At 74.7% G+C, this 26,279-nt stretch carries 25 protein-coding genes; 11 read left to right on the top strand and 14 right to left on the bottom strand.

The annotated features are described in order from the left end of the window. Positions 1 to 279 precede the first annotated feature (279 nt). The 7 genes from ACQEU6_RS13105 to ACQEU6_RS13075 form a co-directional block, all read right to left on the bottom strand. Entirely contained in the window at positions 280 to 660 is a 381-nt protein-coding gene (locus ACQEU6_RS13105; protein WP_499340171.1) for a response regulator, read from the bottom strand. 62 nt (positions 661 to 722) lie between these two features. Continuing rightward, positions 723 to 2,471 carry a sensor histidine kinase gene (locus ACQEU6_RS13100; protein ID WP_499331794.1) on the bottom strand — a complete coding sequence of 583 codons (1,749 nt, stop codon included), beginning with the start codon at positions 2,469 to 2,471 and terminating at the stop codon, positions 723 to 725. Next, a complete protein-coding gene (locus ACQEU6_RS13095; protein ID WP_499331793.1) occupies positions 2,468 to 3,745 on the bottom strand; it encodes a PP2C family protein-serine/threonine phosphatase in 1,278 nt (425 codons plus the stop codon). The genes ACQEU6_RS13100 and ACQEU6_RS13095 overlap by 4 nt, the downstream gene beginning before the upstream one ends. Before the next feature lie 181 nt (positions 3,746 to 3,926). Beyond that, on the bottom strand, positions 3,927 to 4,274 hold the full coding sequence (locus ACQEU6_RS13090; RefSeq protein ID WP_499331792.1) for a helix-turn-helix transcriptional regulator: 348 nt from the start codon (positions 4,272 to 4,274) through the stop codon (positions 3,927 to 3,929). Positions 4,275 to 4,482: 208 nt separating this feature from the next. Continuing rightward, complete coding sequence (locus ACQEU6_RS13085; protein ID WP_499331791.1) at positions 4,483 to 4,851, bottom strand: STAS domain-containing protein; 369 nt, start codon at positions 4,849 to 4,851, stop codon at positions 4,483 to 4,485. Between the two features lie 67 nt (positions 4,852 to 4,918). Then, entirely contained in the window at positions 4,919 to 5,251 is a 333-nt protein-coding gene (locus ACQEU6_RS13080) for an STAS domain-containing protein (RefSeq protein ID WP_499331789.1), read from the bottom strand. Beyond that, the gene (locus ACQEU6_RS13075) at positions 5,248 to 9,420 is read right to left on the bottom strand and encodes a SpoIIE family protein phosphatase (RefSeq protein ID WP_499331787.1); all 4,173 of its coding nucleotides are present in this window, start codon (positions 9,418 to 9,420) and stop codon (positions 5,248 to 5,250) included. The genes ACQEU6_RS13080 and ACQEU6_RS13075 overlap by 4 nt, the downstream gene beginning before the upstream one ends. Before the next feature lie 350 nt (positions 9,421 to 9,770). On the opposite strand from ACQEU6_RS13075, the gene ACQEU6_RS13070 reads away from it, so the two are divergent. From ACQEU6_RS13070 to ACQEU6_RS13060, 3 genes are read left to right on the top strand one after another with little or no spacing between them, the layout of a single operon-like run. Beyond that, the gene (locus tag ACQEU6_RS13070; protein WP_499331785.1) at positions 9,771 to 9,878 is read left to right on the top strand and encodes a SpoIIE family protein phosphatase; all 108 of its coding nucleotides are present in this window, start codon (positions 9,771 to 9,773) and stop codon (positions 9,876 to 9,878) included. Then, positions 9,845 to 10,030, top strand: a complete 186-nt coding sequence (locus ACQEU6_RS13065; protein WP_499331783.1) for a hypothetical protein — start codon at positions 9,845 to 9,847, stop codon at positions 10,028 to 10,030. Before ACQEU6_RS13070 ends, ACQEU6_RS13065 begins: the two co-directional genes overlap by 34 nt. Then, on the top strand, positions 10,027 to 10,386 hold the full coding sequence (locus ACQEU6_RS13060; RefSeq protein ID WP_499331781.1) for an STAS domain-containing protein: 360 nt from the start codon (positions 10,027 to 10,029) through the stop codon (positions 10,384 to 10,386). Before ACQEU6_RS13065 ends, ACQEU6_RS13060 begins: the two co-directional genes overlap by 4 nt. Before the next feature lie 13 nt (positions 10,387 to 10,399). On the opposite strand, the gene ACQEU6_RS13055 is transcribed toward ACQEU6_RS13060, so the two are convergent. Then, complete coding sequence (locus tag ACQEU6_RS13055; protein ID WP_499331779.1) at positions 10,400 to 11,062, bottom strand: response regulator; 663 nt, start codon at positions 11,060 to 11,062, stop codon at positions 10,400 to 10,402. Further along, a complete protein-coding gene (locus tag ACQEU6_RS13050) occupies positions 11,059 to 12,201 on the bottom strand; it encodes a sensor histidine kinase (protein WP_499331777.1) in 1,143 nt (380 codons plus the stop codon). The genes ACQEU6_RS13055 and ACQEU6_RS13050 overlap by 4 nt, the downstream gene beginning before the upstream one ends. A gap of 164 nt (positions 12,202 to 12,365) precedes the next feature. On the opposite strand from ACQEU6_RS13050, the gene ACQEU6_RS13045 reads away from it, so the two are divergent. Both ACQEU6_RS13045 and ACQEU6_RS13040 read left to right on the top strand, forming a co-directional pair. Continuing rightward, positions 12,366 to 13,817, top strand: a complete 1,452-nt coding sequence (locus tag ACQEU6_RS13045; protein WP_499331776.1) for an MFS transporter — start codon at positions 12,366 to 12,368, stop codon at positions 13,815 to 13,817. 50 nt (positions 13,818 to 13,867) lie between these two features. Beyond that, positions 13,868 to 14,299, top strand: coding sequence for a cupin (locus tag ACQEU6_RS13040; protein WP_499331775.1), 432 nt, complete (start codon positions 13,868 to 13,870; stop codon positions 14,297 to 14,299). Here ACQEU6_RS13040 and ACQEU6_RS13035 read toward each other — a convergent pair. Beyond that, positions 14,250 to 14,477 (bottom strand): hypothetical protein, encoded by a 228-nt coding sequence (locus ACQEU6_RS13035; RefSeq protein ID WP_499331774.1) that lies wholly within the window; start codon positions 14,475 to 14,477, stop codon positions 14,250 to 14,252. The two genes, ACQEU6_RS13040 and ACQEU6_RS13035, sit on opposite strands and share 50 nt — an antisense overlap. Positions 14,478 to 14,529: 52 nt before the next feature. On the opposite strand from ACQEU6_RS13035, the gene ACQEU6_RS13030 reads away from it, so the two are divergent. From ACQEU6_RS13030 to ACQEU6_RS13010, 5 genes are all read left to right on the top strand, one after another. Beyond that, positions 14,530 to 15,690, top strand: a complete 1,161-nt coding sequence (locus tag ACQEU6_RS13030) for an FAD-dependent oxidoreductase (RefSeq protein WP_499331773.1) — start codon at positions 14,530 to 14,532, stop codon at positions 15,688 to 15,690. Between the two features lie 57 nt (positions 15,691 to 15,747). Then, complete coding sequence (locus tag ACQEU6_RS13025; RefSeq protein ID WP_499340169.1) at positions 15,748 to 16,278, top strand: SMI1/KNR4 family protein; 531 nt, start codon at positions 15,748 to 15,750, stop codon at positions 16,276 to 16,278. Between the two features lie 178 nt (positions 16,279 to 16,456). Further along, entirely contained in the window at positions 16,457 to 16,870 is a 414-nt protein-coding gene (locus tag ACQEU6_RS13020; RefSeq protein ID WP_499331772.1) for a hypothetical protein, read from the top strand. A 91-nt stretch (positions 16,871 to 16,961) separates the two neighbouring features. Next, complete coding sequence (locus tag ACQEU6_RS13015; RefSeq protein ID WP_499331771.1) at positions 16,962 to 17,804, top strand: universal stress protein; 843 nt, start codon at positions 16,962 to 16,964, stop codon at positions 17,802 to 17,804. Between the two features lie 53 nt (positions 17,805 to 17,857). Next, the gene (locus tag ACQEU6_RS13010; RefSeq protein ID WP_499331770.1) at positions 17,858 to 18,724 is read left to right on the top strand and encodes a universal stress protein; all 867 of its coding nucleotides are present in this window, start codon (positions 17,858 to 17,860) and stop codon (positions 18,722 to 18,724) included. A 69-nt stretch (positions 18,725 to 18,793) separates the two neighbouring features. Here the strand turns inward: ACQEU6_RS13010 and ACQEU6_RS13005 are convergent, their stop codons facing one another. Next, positions 18,794 to 19,234: a pyridoxamine 5'-phosphate oxidase family protein gene (locus ACQEU6_RS13005; RefSeq protein ID WP_499331769.1), complete on the bottom strand. Its 441-nt coding sequence runs from the start codon at positions 19,232 to 19,234 to the stop codon at positions 18,794 to 18,796. Between the two features lie 102 nt (positions 19,235 to 19,336). Then, positions 19,337 to 21,754: a glycoside hydrolase family 65 protein gene (locus ACQEU6_RS13000; RefSeq protein ID WP_499331767.1), complete on the bottom strand. Its 2,418-nt coding sequence runs from the start codon at positions 21,752 to 21,754 to the stop codon at positions 19,337 to 19,339. A 182-nt stretch (positions 21,755 to 21,936) separates the two neighbouring features. Between ACQEU6_RS13000 and ACQEU6_RS12995 the strand changes: the two genes are divergently transcribed. Beyond that, entirely contained in the window at positions 21,937 to 22,824 is an 888-nt protein-coding gene (locus tag ACQEU6_RS12995) for a universal stress protein (protein WP_499331765.1), read from the top strand. A gap of 15 nt (positions 22,825 to 22,839) precedes the next feature. On the opposite strand, the gene ACQEU6_RS12990 is transcribed toward ACQEU6_RS12995, so the two are convergent. Together ACQEU6_RS12990 and ACQEU6_RS12985 are read right to left on the bottom strand one after the other, a co-directional pair. Continuing rightward, entirely contained in the window at positions 22,840 to 23,364 is a 525-nt protein-coding gene (locus tag ACQEU6_RS12990) for a CBS domain-containing protein (protein ID WP_499331764.1), read from the bottom strand. Continuing rightward, positions 23,361 to 26,084 carry a cation-translocating P-type ATPase gene (locus tag ACQEU6_RS12985; RefSeq protein ID WP_499331763.1) on the bottom strand — a complete coding sequence of 908 codons (2,724 nt, stop codon included), beginning with the start codon at positions 26,082 to 26,084 and terminating at the stop codon, positions 23,361 to 23,363. Before ACQEU6_RS12985 ends, ACQEU6_RS12990 begins: the two co-directional genes overlap by 4 nt. Positions 26,085 to 26,279: the final 195 nt, after the last annotated feature.

Raw genomic sequence — 26,279 nt, 5'->3', positions numbered from 1 at the left:
TCGCCCGCGGGCCGCAAGGGCATCGCAATGCGCTGGGACGGACCGCCTTCGCCCGGATTCCTCACGCGTCGGTCAGGAGGCCCTCGCGGTGGCGCTCCAGGGCCCGGGCCATCCGAGCACCGGTCCGCGAGGAGCGGCGCGACCCCGTGCCAGGCGGCATGCGTCCGGGGATGGCCGTGCAGCAGCAGCACGGGCGGCCCCGACCCGCCGCGCCGCACCCTCGGCACGGCCTCGCCGACGTCGGCCCGATCCGGCGTGAAGCCGTCGAAGAACACTCGGTCAGTGGCGGGTGGGCAGGCGGACGACGGTGACGAAGAAGTCGTCGATCTGGCGGATGGCCTTGATGAACTGGTCGAAGTCGACGGGCTTGGTGACGTAGGCGTTGGCGTGCAGCTTGTAGCTGCGCAGGATGTCCTCCTCCGCCGACGAGGTGGTCAGCACCACCACCGGGATGGAGGCCAGCTCCGGGTCGGACTTGATCTCTTCGAGGACCTCGCGGCCGTCGCGCTTGGGCAGGTTGAGGTCGAGGAGGACCAGGTCGGGGCGGGGCGCTCCCTCGTGCGCCCCTCGCTTGTACAGGAAGTCCAGGGCCTCCGCGCCGTCGCGGACGACCTGCAGGGTGTTGCCGACCTTGTTGTGCTCGAAGGCCTCGCGGGTCATCAGCTCGTCACCGGGGTCGTCCTCGACCAGCAGGACGGTGATGGGCTGGACGGCGGTGTCGGTCACGAAGTGGCTCCTTGGAGGTCGGTGGACGGGACGTCGCCGCCCGGAGCGGCGGCGCCCGGTGCGCCGTCGCCGTCCCTATTCTGGTCGGCCGGTGCGCCGTCGTCGTCCGCCGCGGCGGGCGGGTCGTCGGCCGGAAGGGTGAAGTGGAAGCGGGAGCCTTCCTCGCGCTCGGGGTCGAGCCAGATCCGGCCGCCGTGGTACTCGACGATCTTCTTGCACAGGGCCAGGCCGATGCCGGTGCCGGCGTAGGCGTCGCGGCTGTGCAGCCGCTGGAAGATGACGAAGATCTTGTCGGCGTACTCGGCGGCGATGCCGATCCCGTTGTCGGAGACGGTCAGGTGCCAGTGCTCGTCCTCCCGTTCGCAGGTGACGCGGACGACGGCGTCGCGGTCGGGGGAGCGGAACTTGACCGCGTTGCCGATCAGGTTCTGCCACAGCATCACCATGAGCGTGGGGTCCGCGGTGAGCTCCGGCAGCTCGTCCGGCCTCTCGACGCGGGCGCCGGCCTCGGTGACGGCGCCGTCGAGGTTGGCCAGCGCCTGGTCGAGCGGCTCGCTCAGCGAGAGCGTCCGCTGGTGCTGGTGCAGGCGGCCGACCCGGGAGAAGGTCAGCAGATCGTTGATCAGCACCTGCATGCGCTTGGCGCCGTCCACCGCGAAGGCGATGTACTGGCGGCCGCGGTCGTCGAGCTGGTCGGAGCAGCGGCGCTCCAGCATCTGGCAGAACGAGGCGACCTTGCGCAGCGGCTCCTGCAGGTCGTGGCTGGCGACGTAGGCGAACTGCTCCAGTTCGGCGTTGGAGCGGCGCAGCTCCACCGTCTGCGCGTCCAGCTCCGCGGTCTGGCTCTCGAGCAGGCGCTCGCGTTCGGTGGACTCCTCCAGCGCCATGGTGATCCGGCCGCGCATCGCCTCCACGGCGAAGGCCACGTCGCGCACGTCGGCGGGGCCGTGCGCGTCGATGACATGGGTGAAGTCCCCGTCGGCGACCCGGCGGGAGGCGGAGCGGAGCATGCGCAGCGGCCGGTCCACGGCGTGGTGCAGCAGGATCGCCAGCAGGGCCGCGGTCGCCAGCAGCGCGATGAACAGGGCGGTCAGCGTCCAGTCCCGCATCGTGCGGGCGTCGCGCAGATCGGCGCGGCTTTCGACGCGGACCTGGCTCAGGTGGCGGTTCTGGGCCGCCCACGTGGTGCGGACCTGGTCGAACGCGGGTTTGCCCCGGGCCGCCGTGGCGGCCGCCTCTCCGCCCGGACCCTGCTCGCCGACCTGGTCGATGACGACGCCGCCGTAGTCGCGGCGCCACACGCCGATCGCCTGCTGGATCGTGTCGAGGTCGGCGCGCAGTTCGGGCTCGTCGGCCAGCAGGCGCTGGAGCCGCGCGAACGACTCCTGCTCGGTGGCCAGCCCGTCGGTGTAGGGCTGCAGGAACTGCCGGTCGCCCGCCAGGGCGTAGCCCCGCACGCCGGTCTCCTGGTTGAGCATGGCCATCTGCATCCGGCTCGCCTCGACCTGCGCCGGCGCGATCCGGTCCACCAGCCGGTCCGAGGCCCGCGCCGTCTCCTCCAGCAGGCTGTGGACCGCCACGGCGCCGGTGACGGTGAGCACGACGATCAGCAGCGCGGCCAGCATGAACCAGGTCCGGACGGCCAGTCCTCGCCGGTCCGGGGGGCCGCTCGCCGGCGCCGGCGCGGCGAGATCGGCGGATCCGGCCGTCTCGGCGTCCCGCACCGTCTGGGGCGGTGTGCTCATGTGGGGGTCCATCCAAGGTGAATGACGGCGACGTCGTCGGCCAGGCCGCCGTGCCGGAGCGAGGCCGCCTCGACGTCGGTGATGAGTGTGTCGACGAAGGCGTCGGGCGGGAGCGCGCGGTGGCCCTGGGCCAGCCGGAGCAGGCCGGTGAGGTCCAGGCGCCGGCCGTCGGCGTCGATCTGGCCTTCGAACAGGCCGTCGGTGAACAGGACGAGCGAGGAACCCCGCGGCAGCGGGATCTCGTGCTCGCGCCAGCCGGCGAGCCCGGGCACCATGCCCACGCCGAGCCCGCCCGGCGGCTCGACGAGCCGCACCTCGCCGTCCCCGTGCAGCAGGAAACCGGGATGGCCGGCGCGGACCAGCCGCGCCACGGGACGGTCGGGGAACAGGGTCGCCGTGATGAGCGTGACGAACATCTCGGAGCCGCCGTCCTCCCCGGCCAGCAGCTCTTCCAGGAGTTCGACCACGCGGGCTCCGCGCGTCCCGGCCAGCACGAACGACCGCCACGCCACCCGCAGGCTGACGCCCAGGGCCGCGGAGGCGGGACCGTGCCCGGCCACGTCGCCGATCACCGCGTGGACCAGGCCGTCGGGGGTCTCCACCACGTCGTAGAAGTCCCCGCCCAGCAGGGAGTGGGCCCGTCCCGGCCGGTACCGCGAGACGACCCGCAGGCGGGGGTTGGACACCCTCGGGCGCGGCAGCAGCCCGCGTTCCAGTCGGGCGTTCTCCTGGGCCCGCATCCGCTGGACCTGCAGCGCCGCGACGGCATGCTGGACCTGGCGCCGCTGCACCGCGTACCGGATCGCCCGCCCGAGGCGGTCCGACTCCAGTTGGTCCTTGGACAGATAGTCCTGCGCGCCCGCGGCCACCGCCGCGGTGCCCGCCTGCGACTCCGCGAGCCCGGTCAGCACCACCACGGCGGCGCCCGGCGCCCACTCCAGCACCTGCCGGAGGACCGCCAGCCCCTGCGACTCGCCGAGGTGCAGGTCCAGCAGCACGCAGTCGGGCATGGGCTCCGCGGCGAGCGGGCCCCGCGCTTCGGGGAGCGAACGCACCCACTGCAGCGACGCCCGCAGCCCGGTGTCGGCGAGGGTGTCCTCGACCAGGAGCGCGTCGGCGGGGTCGTCCTCCACCAGCAGGACCCGCGGCGGGACCGGCTCCGGCCCCCCGTCGTCGGGGCCGATGGCCGGGTTCGGCGCGCGCGGGCCGGGCGGAGCGGGGGAGACCGCGTCGAGACCGGTCGCCTCAAGACCGTGCGGCATCAGTCCGTCCACCACCCTTCACCCTCCGCCCCGCCGGTGCCGCGCCGATAGTAGTTGCCTTATGGCAACTATGCATATCCCGGGGCTCGCCGCCGCGTGAGGCGGCCGAGTCCCGCGTGGCCCGCCAGACCGCGACGGTAACGCACCGGAGGCGGTGACCCGTCTGGGCGGGCCCCCTGGCGCCGCGCACTCCCTACCGGCTCTCTGCGGGAGCGTGTGCGGCCGGAGCCCGCGACTCGCCGCGCCCCGTGAACAGTCCGATGAGGGCCTGGACGTCGTGGTCGGCTTCGGTGGGATGCCGGAAGGGCCGGCCGGCGTTGACGGTGTAGCGGTTGCGGCGTCCGACCCGGGTGCGGGTGAGGTATCCCGCGGCCTCCAGATCCGTGATGATCAGCTGGGCCGCGCGCTCGGTGATGCCGATGTCCTGGGCGACGTCGCGGACCCGCACGTCCGGGTCGCGCGCGATGACGATCAGAACCCGCGCGTGGTTGGTCAGGAACGTCCACGGCTTGTCGTCGTGCCGCCTCGGTGTGCTCTCCATCCGCCCGCCTCGCCTTCCCGCGTCCGCCGCCGCCGCCGCGGGACGCGCGGTGGCCACCGGCAAGGGAGCCGCCGGCCGGCGGGGAGGGCGTGCTCGGGGCGACATCATACGAGCAGCCTTTACGGAAATCTATTTCCTGTAACAGGGTTGGCACATGTCGTTCCGCGCCTGGCCGGCCCGGCCCCCTCGCCGGCGCCTGATTCCGGGCTCAGCCGCCCCGCAGGTCGGCGCCCGGCGGCAGCGACTCGGCCAGCGCGGCGTCGAGCGTCGGATGGATGGTCAGGCGCTCGTCGACGTGCGTGATCTGCAGGACGCGCCGCACCGCGTCCTGCAGCGGGCCGGCCAGCACGGCGCCGCCGCCGCGGCCCTCGGCCGCCAGGTAGAACCGCATCAGCAGGCTGAGGCCCACCGAGTCCAGGTACCGCAGGCCGCTCAGGTCGAGCACCAGGTGCTCGCCGTGCTCGCTGCGCAGCCGGCGCATGCGCTGCTCGACCTGCTGCGCGGTGTCCAGTGCCAGATCGCCGGTCAACGTGATCACTGTCCAGCCGTCCCGCGCGCGGCCGGTCACCTCGGCCATGGCGTTGCCTCCACGTCGTTCGCTTTCTGTGGGTCGGGGCCCGGCGCCGCCGGTGCCTCGGGAACTGTCAGGTGTGGTCGTTCCCGGGCGGTGCGGCGTCGGGCGAGGCGAGGCGGACGGTGGCGAGCTCCGGAAGCCCGGAGAGGGTCAGCACCGGTTCCAGCAGCTGCGGAGCGATCAGTTCGAGGTGGTCGGCATGGGCGAACAGGACGCTCAGCCCCGCGCTGTCAAGGTACTCGACCGCGGTGAGGTCGAGGACGAGTTCGCCCGCGTCCGCGTGCGCGCTGTCGAGCACGTCGGCGAGGGCCCCGCTGTTGCTCATGTCGATCTCGCCGACGGCCGTCACGAGCGCCCTCCCGTCCGGGCGCCGGGCGGTCGTGAGGGTCAGGGGTGTGCTCATGAGCCAATCCTGGTGTGCATGTGGACGGTGGTGCCGTCCGGGCCGGGCGTGATCGTGAGCTTGCTCATCAGCGCGCGCATCAGGGCGGTGCCGCGTCCGCGGTTGAGGTCGGCGCCGCCGCCGGGAGGCTTCCAGCGGCCGGTGTCGGCGATCGTCAGGTGCACCCGGTCGACGAAGGCCTCGGCCCGCAGCCGGACGGTGTGCGCGCCGCCCGCCGGCCGGCCGTGCTCGACGGCGTTCGCGCAGGCCTCGCCGGCGGCCACCAGGACGCCCTGGGCGGTGCGGCGGGGGAGCTGGCACTGGGCGAGCCAGCCGCGCAGCGCCTCCCGGAGCGGGGCGAGCTGCGAGGACTCGGCGGGGAAGCTGACGTCCAGCGGCGCGGGATGCCGGTACAGCATCAGCGCGACGTCGTCGTCGTAGCCGTCCGGCGGCGCCAGGCTCGTCATGATGTGGGTGGCGAGCTCGTCCACGCCGCGCTCGCCGCCGTCCTGGACGGCGTGGCCGACCTGCTCGATGCCCTCGGTGAGGGAGCGCCGGCGGCGTTCGACGAGCCCGTCGGTGTACAGCAGCACGGTGGCCCGCGCGGGAATGGTGGTCGCGGCGTCCGGCCGGGGCCGCGGGGAGGCGACGGCGATCGGGACGGACCGGCCGTCTTCGAGCAGCCGGGTGGTGCCGTCGGACCGGGCGAGGATGGCGGGCGGATGCCCGGCGCTGGAGTAGGTGAGGTCGCCGGTGGCCGGGTCGAGGACGCCGCAGAAGACGGTGGAGCAGCGGGCTCCGGGGATGCCGGCGGCGAAGCGGTCGAGGGCCGTGAGGGTCCCCGCGGGTCCGGCGTCCTGGAGCAGGAGGGCCCGGCAGGCACTGCGCAGCTGGCCCATGACGGTGGCCGCCTCCAGCCCGCGGCCGACGCAGTCGCCCACGATGATGCCGATGCGGCCGTCGGGGAGGGCGAGGATGTCGTACCAGTCGCCTCCGACCTCCAGCGGCCGCGCCGCGGGCTCGTACCGGACGGCGAAGCCGGCGGGCAGCTCGGACGGGCCGAGGATGGCGCGCTGCAGGGCCAGTGCGGTCTCGCGCTGCTGGTCGATCAGGCTGGCGCGGGACAGCCCCTGGGAGAGGCGCCCGGCGAGCAGGGACAGCAGCAGCCGGTCCTGGTCGGTGAACGGCCGTCGCTCGGCGAGGTCGATCCAGAGGACCAGGACGCCCCGGGGGTGTTCGAGCGTGATCGCGGTGGCGTGCTCTACGGGGGTGAGGGCCGGGTGCTCGCGCAGTGCGGCCAGGGCGTCGCGGCGCTCCTCGGACACGCCCTGCCAGGTCAGCCCCGGCTCGGTCGAGGTCAGCTCGGGGGGCCCGCCGTCGAAGACGGCCGCCAGCACCCGCTCGGCGTGCCAGAGGTCCCGCAGCTCCTCCAGCGCGCCCGCCAGGGCATCGCGCAGGTTCACGGCCTCGGTGAGGCGCATGCCGAGGGACGCGAGGGCGCTCTCGCGCTGGATGGCGTGGTGGTCGGCGGTGACGTCCCGGAAGGTGCCGACGATGACCCGCCGCCCGGTCTCGGGGTCGTGGACGTGGTTGAAGGCGACGCTGATCCAGACGCGATGGCCGTCGCGGTGCCTGACGGGGACGTCGAAGGTGCCGCGCTCCCGCACGAGCATGCTCTCGAAGGCCTGGGCGACCTGCCGGTGCGCTCCGAGGTCGGTCCTCTCGTCCGGCCACCAGGGGGAGCGCGGGGGGTAGGGGAGCCCTGCGGCGGCGTAGCCGAGGATGTCGGTGAAGGCGGTGTTGAACTCGGTGACGCCGCCGTCCTCACCGCAGACGAAGAACGCCTCCTGCAGCGAGTCGACCAGCGCGGTGCGCCACCGGGTGTGGTGCCCGCGCAGCCGGGCCAGCTCCACGTTCGCCCGCACGCGGGCCAGGAGCTCGGCGGCCGCGAAGGGCTTGAGCAGGTAGTCGTCGGCGCCCGCCCGCAGGCCCTCGATCGAGGCCTCCTGGCCGGCGCGGGCCGACAGCAGCAGCACCGGCAGGGCGGCGGTGCGCGGGTCGCCGCGCAGCGCGGCCACCAGCTCCAGCCCGTCCACGTACGGCATCATCACGTCGCTGACCACCATGTCGACCGGGGTCTCGCGGACCGCCTCCAGCGCGGCGCGGCCGTCGGCGACGGTGTCGACCTCGTAGCCGGCGCCGCGCAGCAGCCGGGTGAGGTACTCGCGCATGTCGGCGTTGTCGTCGGCGACCAGCACCCGCGCGGACGCCTCGGGCGCGGGCGCCGCGACCGGCTCGGGCGGCGTCGGGTCCGTCGAGTTCGGGTCCCCGCCGGGATGCTCGGCGGGGAGCCAGCGCAGCGCCTCCTGGACGTAGGGGCCGGAGGTGACGGACGCCGCCGTGGACGAGCGCGGCGGGGCGACGGCGCCGGCGGGCAGGTGGCCGGTCCCGAACGGCAGGCGGACGGTGAAGCGCGTGCCCTCGCCCTCGCCGCTCTCGGCGGTGATGGTCCCGCCGTGCAGGCCGACGAGCTCCTTGACCAGGGCCAGGCCGATGCCGCTGCCCTCGTTGGACCGGGCGCGGGTGTTCTCGACGCGGTGGAACCGCTCGAACAGCCGCGGCACCTCGTCCGCGGCCACCCCGACGCCGGTGTCGGCCACCGTCACCTGCGCCTGGCCGTCCTCGACGCCCACGCGGACGTGGATCGCCCCGTCGAAGGTGAACTTCAGCGCGTTGCTGAGCAGGTTCAGGATCACCTTCTCCCACATGTCGCGGTCGACGTGCACCGGCCGGGGGAGCGGGTCGCACTCGACCACGAAGGCCAGGCCGGCCCTGTCCACGGCGGAGCGGAAGACGCTGGCCAGCTCGGCGGTGACCTCGGGCAGGTCGACCGGCTCGTAGCGCGCCCGCATCCGGCCGGCCTCGATCCGGGAGAAGTCCAGCAGGGAGTTGACGAGCCTGCCGAGGCGCAGCCCGTTGCGGTGGATGACGTCCAGTTCCCGGTGCACCTGCTCGCCGGCGCCCTCCAGCGTCGCGCGCAGCTCCTGCACCGGGCCCATGATCAGGGTCAGCGGGGTGCGGAACTCGTGGCTGATGTTGGAGAAGAACGTCGTCTTGGCGCGGTCGAGCTCGGCGAGCTCCTCGGCGCGCCGGCGCTGCGTCTGGTAGCCGCGGGCGCCGCCGATGCCCGCCGCGACGTGCCCGGCGGCCAGTTCCACGAAGCCCCGGTAGGCCTCGTCCAGCCGGCGGTACGGGTTCAGCGCGGCCACCAGGAACCCGTACGGCGCGCTACCGGGCCGCAGCAGCGGCACCACGAGCGCCTGGTCGGGAGGCTGGGGCCAGTCCCCGGAGGGCAGGACCCCGAATCGGGGATCGTCGAGCCGCGTCAGCACCGATTCTCCCCGCGCGAGGGCCGCCGCGGGCCAGATTCCGTCCGGTTCGTCCGTTGTCAGCACGGCGGGGGCGGCCGGATGGAGGCGGGAGGCGCCGGTCGTGCCGGCGAGCCGCGCCGTCCCGTCGTCCTCGAACAGGTACGTCAGCGTGAAGGGGAGGTCCTTGCGGTTGCCGCCGAGCTGCCGGTCGGCGAAGGCGAGCGTCTCCTCCTCGGTCCGGATCATGCTCGGGTCGGATCCGAGGTCCCGCAGCGTCGTCATGCGCCGCACGCCGATGACCCGCTCGGTGTCCTCGTTGACCACGCACAGCATGCCGACCACGTCGCCGGTGTCGTCGCGCAGCGGGCTGTAGGAGAAGGTGTGGTAGGTCTCCTCGGGGTACCCGGACCGTTCGAGGAACAGCAGCAGCCCCTCGTCCCAGGTCGCCTCCCCGGTGCTGAGCACGGTCTCGATCCTGTGCGAGACGTCGTTCCACGCCTCCGCCCACACCTCGCTCGCGGGCCGCCCGAGGGCCCACGGGTACTTGCGGCCGAGCGTGTCGCGGCGGTAGGAGGCGTTGCAGAAGAACGTCAGCTCCGGGCCCCAGGCCATCCACATCGAGAACCGGGACGACAGCAGGATGTCGACGGCCGTCCGCAGGTTCTGCGGCCAGGCGTCCGGGGGGCCGAGCGGCGTCGCCGCCCAGTCCACTGCGGCGAGATCGGGGCCGATCTCCTCGTCGGCGGAGAACACGCCCGCCCCCGCCCGGGGCTCGCGTCCGGCCTTCTCAGAACGCCCGGCGTCCTCCGAAAGCGCCACCGCACCCCTCTTCCACTCAGGCGATCACCCACCGCATCCGGCGGACGCCCGACGCGCCCGCACTCCGCATGGCCAAGCCTTTACCCCGGAAAACTCGGAGGCAACAACCGTTTCCGCGGCCTCCGGACGTCCGTCGCGCCGCGTGCCCGGTGGGCGGCGCCTCTCCGGTCCCCGCCGTCCATCCTGGTCAATGGCCGAAGTGATAAGTAGACCAAACAGGGTAAAGCCTTCCTTCTGGCGGGATTGCCGCCGCCGCGGCGGCCCTCATCACCACCGCGGACGGCCACCGTCGAGACGCTGGGAGGGCAGCTCGTCGGGATACAGCCCGACCGCATTTCGCGCAGGCGGACGTGCGCCTGGCCCCCGGCGACGCCCTCCTGCTGTACACCGACGGCCTCACCGAAGCGCGCACCCCGGACGGGCCATGCTCGGCGACGAGGGCCTCACCGCCCATCTGACCAGCACGCCCTTCGACGGAGCGGATAATCTGCTGGCGAACATCCATAAACTGCTGACGGAACTGGGCGCGGGAGTCAGCGACGACACTGCGCTGCTGGCCCTCTCCGTGCCCCGCCGTCCTCTGCCGTCCGGACAGGAGCCGCTTCGGTGACCGACCACACCTTCACCGTCAACCTCCCGTCCGAGGGGGCCGAGGTCCCCGTCCTGCGCGTCGGGGGAGACCTCGACTACCACACCGCTCCCCGCCTGCGGGAGGCGCTGGAGGCCCTGCCGCTGGCCCCGGGCGGCGGCGCCGTGCTCGACGTGACCGACCTGAACTACTGCGACTCCACCGGCATCACCGTGCTCATCGCCGGCTACCGCCGCGCCCAGGCGGCCCGGAGCAGGATCGTGCTCGCCGGGCTGAACCCCGACCTCACCCGGGTCTTCGAGATCACCGGGCTCGACCAGGTCTTCGCCTTCCACCCCACCGCCGACGAGGCGGTCACGTCCCTGCGCGGGCGCTGAGCCCGCCGGGCGCTCAGCCGCCGCGCCGCGGGGTGACCAGGCCCGATTCGTAGGCGAACACCACGAGCTGGGCGCGGTCCCTGACGTGCAGCTTGGCCAGCACCCGGCTGACGTGCGTCTTCGCGGTGGCCGGGCTGATCACCATGTGCGCGGCGATCTCGTCGTTGGACAGGCCGCGGGCCACCAGCACGGTGACCTCGCGCTCCCGCCGGGTGAGCGTGTCGAGCCCCTCGGCGGCGGGCTCGGGCCGGCGCGCGACGTACTCGCCGATCAGGCGGCGCGTGATGCCGGGGGACAGCAGGGCGTCGCCGCGGGCCGCGACCCTGACGCCCTGCACCAGGTCCTCGGGCTCGGTGTCCTTGACCATGAACCCGCAGGCTCCGGCGCGCAGCGCGTTGAAGACGTACTCGTCGAGGCCGTAGTTGGTGAGGATCACGACGTGGACGCCGCTCAGCCGGGGGTCGGCGGCGATCCGCCGGGTCGCCTCGATGCCGTCCATGACCGGCATCTGGACGTCGACGAGGGCGACGTCGGGCCGGTGCTCGGCGGCGAGCGCGACGCCCCGCTCGCCGTCGGCGGCCTCGGCCACCACCTCGATGTCGTCCTCGATCTCCAGCAGGGCCCGGAAGCCGCCGCGGATGAGCGCCTGGTCGTCCACGAGCAGCACGCGGATCACGAGGGGCCACCCAGGGGGAGCTCGGCGCGCACGGTGAAGCCGCCCTCGGGGCGGGGCCCGGCCCGCAGGCGGCCGCCGAGCGCCGCGACGCGCTCGCGCATGCCGAGCAGGCCCGTGCCGGGAACCGGGGGAGCGTCCGGGTCGGCCTCGCCGTCGTCGTCGACCTGCACGACCAGTTCCCCACCCGCGTAGTCGACGCGCACCGCCGCGGCCGCGCCGCCCGCGTGCCGTGAGACGTTCGTGAGCGCCTCCTGGACGATCCGGTACGCGGCCCGGTCCACCTCGGCGGGCAGGTCGCACCGCGTGCCGGAGACCGTCACCGTGGCGGGCAGCCCGATCGAGCGCGCCCGCTCCACCAGGACGTCGAGCCGGTCGAGGCCGCTGGCGAGCGACTCGCCGTCGGAGCCGTCGTCGTCGCGCAGCACCTCCAGCGTGGCGCGCAACTCGCGCATCGCGTCGCCGCCGGCCTCCTGGATGGCCAGCAGGGCGGGCGGCACGTCCTCGCCGCGCCTGCGCGCCAGGTGGACGGCCACCCCCGCCTGGACCTTGATGATGGAGATGCTGTGGGTGAGGGAGTCGTGCAGCTCCCTGGCGATGCGCAGGCGCTCCTCGCCGGCGCGGCGGAGGGCCGCCTCCTCGCGGGTGCGCTCGGCCTCGGCGGCCCGCCGCTCGACCTCCTCGAGGTAGGCCTGCCGGTGCCGGGTCACCGTCGCCGTCACGCCGGCCGCCACGAACCACCCCACCAGCAGCGAGACGCTCTGGAGGTCGCGCAGGGATCCCTCGGCGCTGGGCAGCCGCACCACCAGGCCGGCGCCGAGGAAGGCCGCGCCCACCAGCGCCGTGGCGAGCCGGTGGCCCGCCCTGAACGCGGCGAACACGGCCACGATGACGGGGAAGGCGGCCGCCGGGCCCGTCCGGACGTGCGCGGCGAGCGCGAGCATGCAGCCCGCGCTGACGACCAGGGCCGCCAGGGGAGCCCGGCGCCAGCCGACGAGCGCCAGCGAGCCGGCCAGGGCGGCGGCGAGGTCGAGCGCGCCGGCGTGCGGGGTGATGGCCACGACGACCGACAGGAAGAGGGCCATCGCCACGGCGAGCAGACCGTCCTGGGCGAGCGGCCGCCACCGGTTCATGGAGCTCATTGGTGCAGATTAGGGCCGTTTCCGCCGGGATTCCTCGGCGGAGCGGCGGAGAAGTCCCTACATCCTGCGGTGTAGTGGCCCCGATCGTACGCCCCGGGCGTCACGTGAAAAGGCCATCTCCCGCGCGATGTGCGCTGACCTGCTCTAACACCACGATGGCAGGCATGCACACGATCGAAGACAAGGGCGGCACTCGCCCCGGGCTCACCCTCGCGGCGGTGGCCGTCGTGCAGTTCATGGTGTCGCTGGACCTGTCGGTGGTGAACGTCGGGCTCCCGCGGATCGCCGCCGGCCTCGGGTTCGGCGCGGTCGGCCTGACCTGGGTGATCCACGCCTACGCGCTCTCCTTCGGCGGGCTGCTGCTGCTGGGCGGCAAGGCCGCGGACCGGTACGGCCGCAAACCCGTCCTCCTGTTCGGGCTCGGCCTGTTCGGACTGGCGTCCCTCGCCGGCGGCCTGGCGCAGGAGCCCGGCCACCTCGTCGCCGCCCGCGCCGTCCAGGGCGTCGGCGCGGCGGCGCTGGCGCCGGCCGCGCTGGCGCTGCTGGCCGCGACGTTCCCCGCGGGCCGGGAGCGGGTCCGGGCCTTCGGGATCTGGAGCGCGACGAACGCCGCCGGAGGCGCCCTCGGCGTCGTGATCGGGGGCGTGCTCACCGAGTACGCCGGCTGGCGCTGGGTGATGCTGGTGAACGTGCCGATGGCCGCCGGCGCGCTGGCGCTCGCCTGGCGCGGGGTCGCCGCCGGCCCGCCCCCCGACCGCAGCGGCCGCCCGGACGTCCTCGGCGGCGTCCTGGCCACCGCGGGCATGAGCCTGCTGGTGTTCGGGATCGTGCGCACGGACCGGCACGGGTGGGCCTCGCCCACCACCCTGACGACCCTGGCCGTCGCGGTCGCCCTGCTGGCCGCGTTCCTCCACCTGGAGCGGACCACCGCCCGCGACCCGCTGGTCAGGCTGGGCCTGTTCGCCAACCGCTCGGTGGCCGGCGCCAACGCCTTCAACCTCCTGGCGGGGGCGGCGATGGCCTCGTCCTTCTACTTCATGTCCCTCTACCTGCAACGGGTCCTCGGGCACGGAGCCGCGCTGACCGGGATCATGTTCCTGCCGTTCGCGCTGGGCGTGGTCGCCGGTTCGGTCCTGGCCGTCAGGCTCGGCTACCGGCTGGCCCCCCGGACCCTGCTGGTCGCCGGCGGGCTGCTGACGGCGACGGGGTTCGCCTGGTTCGGCATGATCAGCTCCGACGGCGCCTTCGCCACCGACGTGCTGGGGCCCTCGATCGTCGCGAGCCTGGGCTTCGGGCTCTGCCTGGCGCCGCTCGTCTCCATCGCCACCGCCGGGGTCGCGTCCCGGGAGACCGGCACCGCCTCGGCGCTGCTCAACAGTTCGCGCCAGATCGGCGCCTCGCTCGGCCTGGCCGCCCTCGGCACCGCGGCGCAGCACCGCACCGGCGGCGTCCCCACCCCCCAGGCCCTCAACGACGGTTACGCGCTCGCCCTCACGCTCGGCGCCGCGCTGCTCGCCGCCGCCGCGGTGGTCGCCTTCACCGTGCTGCCCCGGACCGCCCCGCCGGCGCGGGCCGAGCAGATCGACGACCGCGAACTGCTGACCGTTTCGGACTGACCGGCGATGCCTCGCCGCCGGGCTGCCCCTCCCAGAAAGGACGTCCCGCCATGACCGTCACCCCGATCGATCTCTTCTCCTCCTTCCTCCATCTCCACCGCGGCGGCGCGATCGAGGCCGCACCGCGCGGGTTCGACCACGGGCCGGACGGATGGCGGCTGACGGCCTTCCACGCGAAGACCGACGCCGACGTCCACGCCGACCACTGGGAGGTCCACCCCGAGGCGGAAGAGGTCGTTTCCTGCCTCATCGGGAAGATGCGCCTCTACCTCCGTCCGGAGGAGCCGGGGCGGCAGGAGGAGGAGATCAGGCTGACGGCCGGGACCGCCGCCATCGTCCCGCGCGGGCGCTGGCACCGCATGGAACTGGACACGCCCAGCAGCATCATGGCCATCACCCTGCCCCGCGGCAGCCGCCGGGAGAAGCGGACCGTCAACCGGCCCCGTGGCCCGGTTCCAGGTCGGGCAGCGCGCGGAAGCTGAGCGGGACGGCCTCGGCCCCGATCGTCACGTCGGTCGGGGCCAGGAGGAAACCGGTGTGGTCGCCGAGGCCGGCGCGCTCCACGATCCGCCCGACCGGCCGGCGGGGCCGCCGGGATCGACGGGTGGTCACCACGAACATCGGGTGGTCGAATCCGGCGACGAACCTGTCGCCGTCCACCGCGCCACCCTACGGTGATGAACCTCGTCCACGGCGGGAAGGAAGCATCGCGATGGGCACGTACGTCGTCGTCGGAGCCGGCCTCGCCGGCGCCGCGACCGCCTGGCAGCTGGCCCGGCGCGGGCACGAGGTGACGGTGCTGGAGCGCAGCACGCCGGCCAACGCCGAGGGCAGCTCCCACGGATCGGCGCGGATCCTCCGGTACGGCTACGCCGACCCGTTCTACGCCCGGATGGTCGTCGACGCGCACGGCGAATGGCGGGAACTGGAGCGCCTGTCCGGCGAGCGGCTCGTCACCCGCACGGGGTCCCTGGACGCCGGAGCGGCCCGGGACCCGGCGGAGCTCGCCGCGGTGCTCGCGAGGGTCGGCGTCGACCATGAGCTGCTCACCGGCGCCGAGGCGGCCGCGCGCTGGCCGCAGTTCCGCTTCGGCGACGGCGGAGGCGACGTGCTGTGGCACCCGGACGCCGGGGTGGTCGACGCGGAGGCCGCGGTGGCGGCCATGCTGCGGCTCGCGGAGGCCGACGGCGCCCGGGTCGAGACCGGCCGTCCGGTGGCGTCGGTCGAGCGGGCCGGCACCCGTCACCGGGTCGTCCGCCTTGACGGGCGGGCCGAGGAGGCCGAGAAGGTCGTCGTCGCCGCCGGCGGCTGGCTGCCCGACCTGCTCGGCGACCTCGCGCTGCCGGACTCGTTCCTCGCGGCGTTCCCGCCCCTCCAGGTGATGCAGGAGAACGCCTACCACTTCCCCTACCGCGACGCCCCGGGGGAACCGTGGCCGACGTTCATCCACAAGGAGGCGGACACGCTGGTCTACGGCCTGCCCGGCGGGCGCGACGCCGCCCTCCCGGACGGCCGGAGCGGCCAGAAGGTGGCCGAGTTCAACGGCGGGCGGCCGATCCGGAGCGCGGCCGCGCGGACCGGTGCGGTCGACCCGGCCAACCGCGAGCGGATCGTCGCCTACGTCCGGCGCGCCCTGCCCGGCGTGGTCCCCGAGCCGTACGCGGAGACGACCTGCCTCTTCACCAACACCCCCGCCGAGGACTTCGTGGTCGACGGCGTCGGCGGGATCACGGTCGCGTCGCCGTGCTCGGGGCACGGCGCCAAGTTCGCGCCGCTCCTCGGCCGGATCATCGCCGAAGCGGCGTCGGGCGAGCGCCCTGCCCCGGACCGGTTCCGGGTGCGGGGCGGCCGCGCGTCCCCGCCCGCCCGCTGATCCGCGCCTTCCGCCCCGGGCGCGGCGAAGATCGCTTAGCCTGCCGGGGTGACGGAGATGCCTGAGGACCTCGCGCTGCCCACCGCCCTCGCCGAGGTGGCCGCGATCGGCTTCGAATGGGAGTACGACGACGAGACCGACGAGGCGCGCGGCTGCGACTTCGAACCGTACGACCGCTTCGAGGAGCCCGCGAAGACCGCGTGGTGGTTCCGGCTGTGGACCGGCAACCCGGACGTGGACGGCGGCCGGTTCCGCTTCTTCGGCTCGACCGGGGCCGGCGACTACGCCGGTTTCTGGCTGGTGCGGCCCGGCGTGCCGGTCACCGGCCAGCCCGTCGTCCTGCTCGGCTCCGAGGGCGACCGCGGCGTGATCGCGCGCGATCTCGGCGACCTGCTCTGGCTGTTCGCCGCCGGCCTCGGGCCGCTGGAGGCGTTCGAGGACCCCGAGACCCCCGGGGAGCCGAACGACGCCTTCCGCGCGATCGCCGAGCGCCACGCCCCCGGCCGCCGTCCGCCCGCCGAGATCGTGGCCGCCGCGCGGGCGGAGTTCCCGGACTTCCCGGATCTCATCGCCGCGATGTGCCGCTGAACGAGCCGAACCCTGCCCGCGCCGCGAGGCCGGGCGGTTCGGGACCTTCGGCCCTGAGGCCGGGACCTCCCTCCCTACCCGTCCGCACTCGGCGAAGGGGATCGTCGATGTGCGCGACGGCCATGCCGCACGGCTGGGCACGACGGGCCGGCGTGCCGCCACGGAACGGGGAGGGAACATGAGCGGCACAGGGACGGGCCCGGCGGGGCCGGCGCTCCTGGAGGACCGGCTGCGCGACCATCACCGGCGCTGCCTGCCCGCGCTGAGCAGGCTCAGGCTGGTGGCGAGGAGCGGCCCCGGAACGGAGGTCGACGTGCGGGCCGCCACCGCCGAGGTCATGGCCGAGTTGCGCGCCGCCGAGGAGATCCTGCTCGACACCCTGTCCGGGAGCGTGCGCCGCGAGGCGCTCGCCCACTTCCTGGCGTGCCGCGTCGACCGGCTCACGATCGTCGCCGAGCACGCCGCCGCGACGGCGTCCGCCGGCGACCTCCCCGTCCTGCGGCGGCTGCTCTACCAGTTCCACGCGCTGGCCGAGGCCATGTGGAAGGTGCAGCTGGGGCTGCGGCCCCCCGGCCTCGCGCCGGGACGTTAGGCCCGCGCGCCGGGACGTTAGGCCCTGCAACCGCCGCCGCTCCCGGTCGGACGCTGGTAGCGGACCTGAGGAGCGACGAGGGAGGCTCGCGATGCGGGCTGTGATGACCCGGATCATCGTGGGCGTCGACGGTTCCGCGCACGCCTGGGGGGCCCTCGACTGGGCCGCCGACTACGGCGTCCGGCACCGCAGGCCCCTGGAACTGGTGCACGCCTCGCGTGCGCTGGTCGACGACGGGGTGATCCCGAAGGACGCGCTGCGCCGGCTCGTCGCCGAGCGTGAGGACCTGCTCGGCGAGGCCCGGCAGTACGCGCTGAAGGTGCACCCCGACCTCGACGTCGCGACGCGGCTCGTCCGGACGGATCCGGGAGGCGCGCTGGTGGAGGGCAGCGAGGACGCGGCGCTCGTGGCCGTCGGGTCGCGCGGCCTGGGCGGGTTCGAGGGGCTGCTGTTCGGGTCGGTCGGGCTCTACACCGCCGCGCACGCCCGGTGCCCGGTCCTGGTGGTGCCGCGCGAGGCGCCCTACCCGGCCGAGGCGCCGGCACGGATCGTGATCGGGATCGAGAACCGCCCCGGTGAGAGCGCCGTGGCCGCCTGGGCCTTCGAGGAGGCGGCCTCGCGCGGCGCCGGGATCCTGGCGCTGCACGCCGCGGGCGGCGAGTTCGGGTCTCCCCGCAGGCGGGTGGTAGAGGACCTGGAGCTGTCGGAGGCCCTCGCCGGCCGGCGCGAGCACCACCCCGACGTCCGGGTCGAGCAGCTCGTCTCGGACCGTTCGGCGGCCAAGGCCCTCGTCGAGGCGTCGCGGTCGGCCGCCCTGGTGGTGGTCGGGGCCGCCCGCCGGACCGGCCGGATCGGCATGGCGCTGGGCCGGGTCAACCACGCGGTCCTGCACCACGCGCACTGCCCCGTGGTGGTGGCGCCCATCGACCGGTGACCGGGCCGCCCCGGCGGGACCTCCGCCGGGGGGAGAAGCGAGAGGAGTCGACCATGTCCGATCCGATCATCGTCGGGGCCGACGGCTCCGACCCGTCCGACCGGGCCGTGGCCTGGTCCGCCGACGAGGCCGCCCGGTACGGGCGCCCCCTGAAGATCCTGCACGCGGTGGAGCGGTGGGGGTTCGACGTCCCGCTCAACACCGCTCCCGGCGAGGTGGTCTCCCTGTCGCGGGAGGGCGAGGAGGTGCTCGCCGCCGCCGAGCGCGTCGCGCACGCCCGCCGCCCGGAGGTGCCGGTGCGGGTGGAACTGGCGTCCGCGCGCACCGTCCGGGCGCTGGCCGAGCACTCCGAGGAGGCGTTCGAGCTGGTGGTGGGCTGCCGCGGGCTCGGCGGGTTCGCGGGTCTGGTCCTCGGGTCGGTCGGGCTGGGCGCCGTCCGCCACGCCGCCTGCCCGGTCGTGGTGGTGCGCGGGGAGGCGGCCGCCGAGCGCGGCGAGATCGCCGTGGGCGTCGGTCTCGGCGACGACTCCGGCGTCCTGGAGTACGCGTTCCGGGCCGCCGCGGCACGGGAGGCCCGGCTCCGCGTCGTGCACGCCTGGCCGTTCGGACCGGCCCGCGACGAGGCCGGAGAGGGCCGGGACGCGCACGGCGTCGAGGAGCGGGCCCGGTGGCGCGTCATCGAGGCGCACGCGCCGATGCGCAAGAGCTTCCCGGGGGTGGAGGTCGTGGACGACGTCGTGCGGGACAACCCCGCCGCCGCGCTCGTCGCCACGTCCCGCGACGTCGACCTGGTGGTCGCCGGCTCGCACCCGCGCGAGGGGCTGACCGTGCCGCGCAGGCGTGCGGTGACGCACGGGCTCCTCCACCACGCGGACTGCCCCGTCGCCGTCGTCCCCGCGGCAGGCGCCGACGCGCCCTGAGCCGGACGGCGGGACGTGGACCCGCGTCGGCCGAAGGGGCAGGTGCCAGGCGGCCTTCCCGGACGCCGGTCAGGCCGCGGTCTCGCGGTCGCCGGCCAGGACGCCCCCGACGCGTTGACCGCTGACCCGCTGGCAGGAGACGAGGATGAACTGCGCGCCCGTCACGGCCGTCCAGGGCCGGAGGGCCGCGCGGGCGCCGTCCCCGGGGTCGCGGACGACGCGGGCCCGTCCGACGACGGTGACCGTCCAGCCGGCGCGGCCGGCTGCGCCCAGGTCGTCGGTCTGGAAGGCCACGATCGCGTCGCGGGTCGCGGCGACCAGCCGGGAACCGCGCGGCACCGGGATGACCACGTCCTCGCCGTCGACGGTGAAACCGACCGGCGCCACGGCGGGCAGCGCCTGCTCGGTGAAGACGATCCGGCCCACGGCGGCGCTGCTCATGAGGCGCAGGCACTCCGCTCGGGTGAGGCCCGCCGCCCCGTCCGCGCTCATCATGACTTCCTCCCTCATGACTCCATGCTCCGCGCCGCCCGCCGCGGGCGGGAGAGGGCCAAGGTCACTGCGCGGGGCGCCGTCCGTCCCGACCCGGCCGGGCCCTTCGAACGGTCCGGCTCAGCCGCCGGTCGCCGGCCGCCTTCCGGCCAGCAGCGGGCTCTCCCAGGACGCGCCGGGCTGGATCTCGATGTCCTCGGCGCCGTAGGAGATCCGGATGGGGGAGGCGGCGCCGGGGCGCAGAGCGACGCGGACCAGGTCCTGGCGGCAGGTCAGGTCGATGCCCCAGTGGCCGCGGTAGCGCAGCCCGAGCCGCAGCTCGCCGATCGCCGAGGGCAGGCGCGGCTCCAGCCGCAGCGCGCCGCCCCGGGTGCGGACCCCGGCGTGGCACCGCTGGACGAGGTCGACGGTTCCGGCCATCGCGCCCAGGTGGACGCCCTCGGCGATGGTGCCGCGCTGGACGCCGGTGACGTCGGTGAACAGCGATTCGAGGAAGACGTCCCAGGCCTCGTCCCCGTCGGCGTACGCGAGGATCCAGGCGTGGACGAGCGAGCTCAGCGTCGACCCGTCGCACGTGCGCGGCAGGTAGTAGGCGATGGTCCTGGCGGCGAGCTCGGGCCCGTGGTCGTATCCGAGGTTCCGCAGGACGGCGTCCAGCTCGCCCGGCGAGAGCACGTAGAAGAGCATCAGCACGTCGGCCTGCTTCGAGGCCTTGTAGCGGTTCGGCGAGTCGCCCTCGGCCTCCAGGATCCGGTCCAGCCTGCGGATGTCGCCGTACCGCTCCCGGTAGCGGTCCCAGTCGAGCTCCTCCAGGGCGCCGTAGCCCTCGAACTGGCTGATCACGCCCTCGTGGAACGGGACGTGCATCTTGCGCGCCGCGTCCTCGAACCGGGTGATCTCCTCGCGGGTCAGCGCGAGCCGTTCGCGCAGCTCCCCGCGGCGGTCCTCGGGGAGGACGGCCAGCGCCTCCAGGGCCCGCTCCAGCAGCCAGGCGGCGAGGACGTTGGTGTAGGCGTTGTCGTCCAGGCCGGGCCGGTCCCGTCCCGGGTAGGCGTCGTGGTACTCGTCCGGGCCCATGACGCCGCGGATCCCGTACCGGTCGGTGGAGCGGTCGTAGAAGGTCAGGTCCGCGAAGAACCGGGCGACCTCCAGCATGATCTCGGCGCCGTACTCGGCGAGGAACTCGGCGTCGCCCGTCGCCTCGTAGAAGCGCCAGACGTTGAGCGCGATCGTCAGGCCGACGTGGCGCTGCAGGCGCGTGCGGTCGGGCAGCCACCGGCCCGACCGCGGGTTGAGGTGGACGAGCTGGGTCTCCTCGCGGCCGTCGGCGGCGCTCTGCCACGGGTACATCGCGCCGCGGCGCCCGGCGTCCGCCGCCGCCCGCCGGGCCGCGGGCAGCCGCCGCCACCGGTACAGCAGCAGCGCGCGGGCGATCTCGGGGAACCGCATGGTCAGGAACGGCAGGACGAACACCTCGTCCCAGAAGACGTGGCCGCGGTAGGCCTCCCCGTGCAGGCCGCGGGCGGGGACCCCGACGTCCAGGTCGACGATGTGCTCCGACACGGTCTGCAGCAGGTGGAAGATGTGCAGGTTGAGGACGCGCTGGACCTCGACGTGGTCGACGCTCAGCTGGCAGCGCCGCCACAGACGGCTCCACGCCAGCGTGTGCCGCTCCAGCAGGGCGTCGAAGCAGCCCGCCCCCGCCGCGGCGCCCAGTGCGGCCTCGCCGGCCTCCTCGACGGCGCGGTCGCGCGAGGTGAACACCGCCGCCACCTTCTCGACCGTGACGTGCGCGCCCTCCGCGGCGTCGACGGTCAGGTCCTCCGCGGCCCAGCCGGGCTCGGTGATCCTTGAGGTCGTGGCGGGGACGGACACCCGGGTGCGGGCCGCGACCCCGATGCCGATCTTCGAGGAGACGGTCGAGGCGCGCAGCAGGAGCGGCTCCGGGTCGTGCCGCCGCGGCGGCTCCTCGCGGGTGAGGTGGGTTCCGGGCAGGTCGCGGTACCGCTCGACGCCGGCGTTGGCGACCCGTCCGTCCAGCGCGGACCGGATGTGCAGCGTGCCGCTCCAGTCCTCGGCGACGATCGTGGTCTCCAGCGCCGCCAGGTGCGGGTCGTCCATGGAGACGATCCGGCGCTGGGCCAGGCGGAACGCGCGTCCTGCGCGGTCGCGCACGCGGACGAGCCGGGTCAGGACGCCGCGCCGCAGGTCGAGTTCCTGCCGGTAGGAAAGGAGCCGGTCCTCCTTGAGGGCGGCGTCCGGTTCGAACCACTCGCCGTCCTCGGCGCGGAAGGTCAGCGGCAGCCAGTTCGGCATGTTGACGAGGTCGGCGTTGTCGGCGCGCAGCCCGCCGATCTCGGCGCGGAGCCGGTCGTAGCAACCGGCCAGGTAGGTCCCGGGATAGTGGACGCCGTCGGCCGCCGACTCGGGGGCGGCGCCGCGGGTGGCGACGTAGCCGTTGCCGAGGGTGCACAGCGCCTCCCGCAGCCCCTCCGTCGCGGGATCGTAGCCGTCATAGGCCAGGATCCAGCGGCTCATGGCGTCTCCTCACACCGTCGTCGGGCCCGTCGGAGGCATTCCCGCCCCCACGCTGTCATCGGCCCCTCGCCGCCCGGCAGTACCGGAGGACCTCGCGCGGCGGGACCTTCGGCCCCTGCGCCCCGGGTTCCGACGGCCGAGACTGAAGGCGGCACCTCTGTTCGAGGAAGGGGGTCGGGCGGATGGCAGCGCTGACAAGGGCCCAGCGGTCGAACGTCTTGTTCGGCTACGACGGGACCGAGGAGAACGACCCTGCGCTGCGCTGGGCGGTGGAAGAGGCGCGGCTGCGCGGGCTCGACCTGATGCTGTGCTACTGCTGGCACTGGCCTTACCCGAGCGGTCACGTGGACGCCGCGGTGCAGTCGGTCTTGCAGCGGGCAGGGGAGAACCTCCTGCGCAAGGGTGCGCGCCGCGCACGCGACCTGGGCGCGCAGGGGAAGGTGCGCACGCTGCTGAGGCGGGAGCCCGCCTGCGACACGCTGGTGTACGAGTCCGACGACGCGGAGCTGATCGTGGTCGGGTCGCACGAGCGGCACTGGCTGCCCCCGGGCTCGACGGCGATGGAACTCCCGGCGCGGACCCACCGTCCCGTGGTGGCCGTCCGGGGCGCGGACGGGGACCGCGGCCTCGTCGTGGCGGGCGTCGACGCCTCGGAGGCCGCGGACGCGACCGTCGGTTTCGCCATCGAGGAGGCCGCGCTGCGCGAGTGCGACCTGCGCGTGGTGCACGGGGCGTGGGAGCCGGGCGCCGTGCCCGAGAGCGACCTGCCCCTGTTCGCCGACAAGGCCAGGCTGTACCAGGCGCGGGCCGCGATGCTGGAGCGGGTCGTGCACCCCTGGCGGCGGCGGTACCCGAAGGTCGAGGTGGACGTCTCGCTGCTGCTGGAGCGTCCTCGCGAGACGCTGCTGAGCGCGGCCGACGGCGCCGACCTGCTCGTGGTGGGCGACCGCGGCACCGGCGGGCTGGACCCGCTGCTGCTCGGAGCGACCAGCTCGGCGATGCTGCACCACGCCCCCTGCTCCGTCGCGATCGTCCCGGCGCCCCGGTACACCGACCAGGGCGCCGGCTGAGGGAGCCCCGCCGGATCAGTCGGGGCCGATGGTGCTCCGGCCCGGGTGCGGAGCCGGCGCCTCGCGGGGGAGGACGGGCTCGATCCGGTACAGGGACGGCATGCCCCCGGTCCGCGCGGGGATCTCGCGGTGCACCCCGGCGAGGGCGCAGACCAGGTCCCGCGCGGTGACGAGCCCGGCCAGGGCGCCGTGCTCGTCGGTCACGGCCACGTAGTCCCGGTCCGACTCCAGCATGGCCAGCGCCGCCTCGGCGACGGTGGCCGAGGGGCGCACCGTCGCGGGCGGACGGGACGGCAGGAGGGCCGTGACGGGGCGGCGGGCCTCGCGGGGAACGGCGGCGCTCCAGGTCGCGGTGAGGGTCTGGGCGTCCAGGACGCCGAGGAAGCCGCCCTCGACGTCGGTGACCGGCAGGTGGTGGATCTCGGCCCGGCACATCAGCTCCCAGGCCATGATCACGGACTCGTCCGCGGCGATGGTGAGCAGGTCGCGGCTCATCAGCTCGGCGACGGCGCGCTGCTCCAGCGGTGGGTTCGACGTCATGGCTCCTCCTCCGGGCCGGACGGCTTGCCTCCGGCTCCAGGCTCCTCCAGGGCGGGTGCGGCGGGCAGGGGCGAACGTCCCCGGCCATCCCGCCGGACGGCCGGATCGGCGCGCCGCTGGACGTACTTGAGGATCTCGATCACCACGTAGGAGACGGCGGCGACGGCGCCGATGCGCGCCCAGGCGCCGGCGCCGAGCGGGGCGGAGTGGAACACGCCGTTCATGAAAGGCGCGTAGGTGTAGAGCGCCTGGACGGCGACGAGGGCCAGGACGCTGGCGCCGACCCAGGGGTTGCGGCGGACGCCGTGCCACAGCAGCGGGCGGTCCAGGGACAGGCAGTTGAAGAGGTAGGTGAGCAGCGTCAGCGCGAAGACGTTGACGACGATCGTCTGCGCGGTCTGCGGGGTGGCGCCGTGGGCGCGTTCCCAGTGCTGGAGGCCGAACGCGCCGGCGAGCAGGATCGCCGAGACCACCAGGATGCGCAGCGTCATCGCGCGGGTGAGCAGCGGCAGGGACGGGTCGCGGGGCGGGCGCCGCATGATGTGCTCGTCCTTCGGCTCGACGGAGAACGGCAGGCCGAGCACGAGCACCGCGGTCATGTTCAGCCAGAGGACCTGGAGCGGCAGGACCGGCAGCGCCGTGCCCGCGACGATCGCGGCGACCAGCACGAGCCCGAGCCCGATGTTGGACGGCAGCGCCCAGACGACGAACTTCACGAGGTTGTCGAAGACGCCGCGCCCCTCTTCGACGGCCTTCTCGATCGAGGCGAAGTCGTCGCCGGTGAGGACCATGTCGGCCGCCTCCTTGGCGGCGTCGGTGCCGGTGACCCCCATGGCGACGCCGATGTCGGCCTGCTTGAGCGCGGGCGCGTCGTTGACCCCGTCCCCGGTCATCGCGATGACGTGCCCGCGGTCCTGGAGGATCTGGACGAGCCGGAGCTTCTGCTCGGGGGAGACGCGGGCGAACACCGTGGTGGCCTGGACGCGTTCGGCGGGGACGCCGGCGGTGAGCTCGGCGCCCGTCATCACCACGCCGTCCAGCCCGACGCGGGCGCCGACGGCGCGCGCGGTGGCGGCGTGGTCGCCGGTGATCATCTTGACCTGGACGCCGGCGTCGTGGCAGGTCCGGACGGCCCGGGCGGCGTCCTCGCGGGGCGGGTCGAGCATGGCCTGCAGGCCGAGGAAGGTCAGCGGAGGCGGCTCGTCCAGGGCGGAGCCGCCGGCGCGTCCCCGGGCGAAGGCGAGCACGCGCAGCGCCCGGCCGCCGTACTCCTCCGCACGCGCGGTGATCGCCGCGGGGTCGAGGGGGACGGGCGCGCCGTCCGGGCCGGCGGCGGCGCCGCACAGTTCGAGGATCCGCTCGACGGGGCCCTTGACGTAGACGGCGCCGTCCTCGTGCAGGGTGGCCATGTAGCGGCGCTCGGCGGTGAACGGGAGGGTGGCCACGCGGTCCGGCACCCCGTCGAGGCCGGCCTTGGCCGCGCTGGTCAGCAGGGCGCCCTCGGTCGGGTCCCCGGTGATCTGCCAGCCGTCCCGCCGGTGCAGTTGCGCGTCGTTGCAGCCGAGACCGGCGAGCAGCGTCTCCTTGAGCGCGGGATGGGCGGCGACGTCGACCTCCCGGCCGTCCCGGAGGATCGCCCCGGTGGGCGCGTAGCCGGTTCCGGTGAGGGTGTAGTCGCGCCCGCCGGCGGTGACGGCGGTGACGGTCATCTGGTTCTGGGTGAGGGTGCCGGTCTTGTCGGTGCAGATGACGGTGGTGCCGCCGAGCGTCTCGACGGCGGGCAGGTGCCGGACGACGGCGCCGCGGCGCACCATGCGCGAGACGCCGAGCGCCAGGGTGATCGTGACGACCGCGGGCAGGCCCTCGGGGATCGCGCCGACCGCGAGGGCGACCGCGGCGGTGAGCATCTCGGCCGCGCCGCGCCCGCGGAGCACGCCGATGAGGAAGGTCAGCGCGGCCAGCGCCAGGATCGCCGCCGTCACGACCTTGCTGAAGTGGGCGATCTTGCGGGTGAGGGGCGTCCGGACCGCGCCGGTGCCCTGCACCAGGCGGTTGATGCCGCCGAGCTCGGTGCCGGCGCCGGTCGCCACCACCAGGCCCGCGGCGCTCCCCGACGTGGCCAGCGTGCCGGAGAAGGCCATGCCGGTGCGGTCGGCGAGGGCGGCCTCGTCCTGCGCCGCGGTGCCCTTGGCGACGGGCGCCGACTCGCCGGTGAGCGCCGACTCGTCCACGGCGAACTCGTCGGCGCGCAGCAGCCGCAGGTCGGCCGGGACCTTGTCGCCGGCCTCCAGCCTGACCAGGTCGCCGCGCACCAGCTCGGCCGACGGCACGCGCCGCGCCGCGCCGTCGCGGACGACCAGTGCCGCCGTCCTGGCCATGGCGGCCAGGGCCCCCAGCGCCTTCTCCGCGCGCGACTCCTGGACGAAGCCGACGACCGCGTTGACGACCACCACACCGAGGATGACCAGCGCGTCCGCGTGCTCGCCGAGCAGCCCGGTCACCGCCGCCGACGCCAGCAGCACGTAGATGAGCGGGCTGTTGAACTGCAGGAGGAACCGCACGATCGGGCCGCGCCCGCGCGCCGCGGGCAGCGTGTTGGGCCCGTCCCGCTCCAGCCGTCTCGCCGCCTCGCCGGAGGCAAGCCCGTCGGAGGCGTCGCCGCCGAACGCGCGCACGACGTCCTCGGCCGTCCTGCGGTAGGGCGCCGGAGCCGTCGTCATCGCGGCCCGCGGCCCCGGCCGCCCGGGTCGGCGACCACCGGGTCGCGGTGAACGTCCATCGTCGCACCTCCTGCCGCCCTCAGCCTGGCGGCACGCGGAGTCCGGGGGCAGGGCCGAAGGTCCCGGCGTCGGCGGACCCATGCCTCTGACCGACCCGCCGCGCGGGTGGTGCGCCTGGGAGATCTCACGCCGACT

Origin of the sequence: Spirillospora sp. CA-108201, from assembly GCF_050936235.1 — a bacterium.
Classification (GTDB): Bacteria; Actinomycetota; Actinomycetes; order Streptosporangiales; family Streptosporangiaceae; genus Spirillospora.
The sequence above is the reverse complement of the archived record's forward strand: the minus strand, read 5'-3'. Positions and strand labels throughout refer to the sequence as shown.

Excerpts from the sequence above, each read along its gene's own strand:
- ACQEU6_RS13045 (WP_499331776.1), top strand. The coding sequence starts at position 12,366 with ATGCACACGATCGAAGACAAGGGCGGCACTCGCCCCGGGCTCACCCTC.
- ACQEU6_RS12995 (WP_499331765.1), top strand. The coding sequence starts at position 21,937 with ATGGCAGCGCTGACAAGGGCCCAGCGGTCGAACGTCTTGTTCGGCTAC.
- ACQEU6_RS13005 (WP_499331769.1), bottom strand. The coding sequence starts at position 19,234 with ATGAGGGAGGAAGTCATGATGAGCGCGGACGGGGCGGCGGGCCTCACC.
- ACQEU6_RS13065 (WP_499331783.1), top strand. The coding sequence starts at position 9,845 with ATGCTCGGCGACGAGGGCCTCACCGCCCATCTGACCAGCACGCCCTTC.
- ACQEU6_RS13010 (WP_499331770.1), top strand. The coding sequence starts at position 17,858 with ATGTCCGATCCGATCATCGTCGGGGCCGACGGCTCCGACCCGTCCGAC.
- ACQEU6_RS13050 (WP_499331777.1), bottom strand. The coding sequence starts at position 12,201 with ATGAGCTCCATGAACCGGTGGCGGCCGCTCGCCCAGGACGGTCTGCTC.
- ACQEU6_RS13100 (WP_499331794.1), bottom strand. The coding sequence starts at position 2,471 with ATGAGCACACCGCCCCAGACGGTGCGGGACGCCGAGACGGCCGGATCC.
- ACQEU6_RS13000 (WP_499331767.1), bottom strand. The coding sequence starts at position 21,754 with ATGAGCCGCTGGATCCTGGCCTATGACGGCTACGATCCCGCGACGGAG.
- ACQEU6_RS13030 (WP_499331773.1), top strand. The coding sequence starts at position 14,530 with ATGGGCACGTACGTCGTCGTCGGAGCCGGCCTCGCCGGCGCCGCGACC.
- ACQEU6_RS13090 (WP_499331792.1), bottom strand. The coding sequence starts at position 4,274 with ATGGAGAGCACACCGAGGCGGCACGACGACAAGCCGTGGACGTTCCTG.
- ACQEU6_RS12985 (WP_499331763.1), bottom strand. The coding sequence starts at position 26,084 with ATGACGACGGCTCCGGCGCCCTACCGCAGGACGGCCGAGGACGTCGTG.
- ACQEU6_RS13015 (WP_499331771.1), top strand. The coding sequence starts at position 16,962 with ATGCGGGCTGTGATGACCCGGATCATCGTGGGCGTCGACGGTTCCGCG.
- ACQEU6_RS13025 (WP_499340169.1), top strand. The coding sequence starts at position 15,748 with ATGCCTGAGGACCTCGCGCTGCCCACCGCCCTCGCCGAGGTGGCCGCG.
- ACQEU6_RS13020 (WP_499331772.1), top strand. The coding sequence starts at position 16,457 with ATGAGCGGCACAGGGACGGGCCCGGCGGGGCCGGCGCTCCTGGAGGAC.
- ACQEU6_RS12990 (WP_499331764.1), bottom strand. The coding sequence starts at position 23,364 with ATGACGTCGAACCCACCGCTGGAGCAGCGCGCCGTCGCCGAGCTGATG.
- ACQEU6_RS13080 (WP_499331789.1), bottom strand. The coding sequence starts at position 5,251 with ATGAGCACACCCCTGACCCTCACGACCGCCCGGCGCCCGGACGGGAGG.
- ACQEU6_RS13040 (WP_499331775.1), top strand. The coding sequence starts at position 13,868 with ATGACCGTCACCCCGATCGATCTCTTCTCCTCCTTCCTCCATCTCCAC.
- ACQEU6_RS13085 (WP_499331791.1), bottom strand. The coding sequence starts at position 4,851 with ATGGCCGAGGTGACCGGCCGCGCGCGGGACGGCTGGACAGTGATCACG.
- ACQEU6_RS13105 (WP_499340171.1), bottom strand. The coding sequence starts at position 660 with ATGACCCGCGAGGCCTTCGAGCACAACAAGGTCGGCAACACCCTGCAG.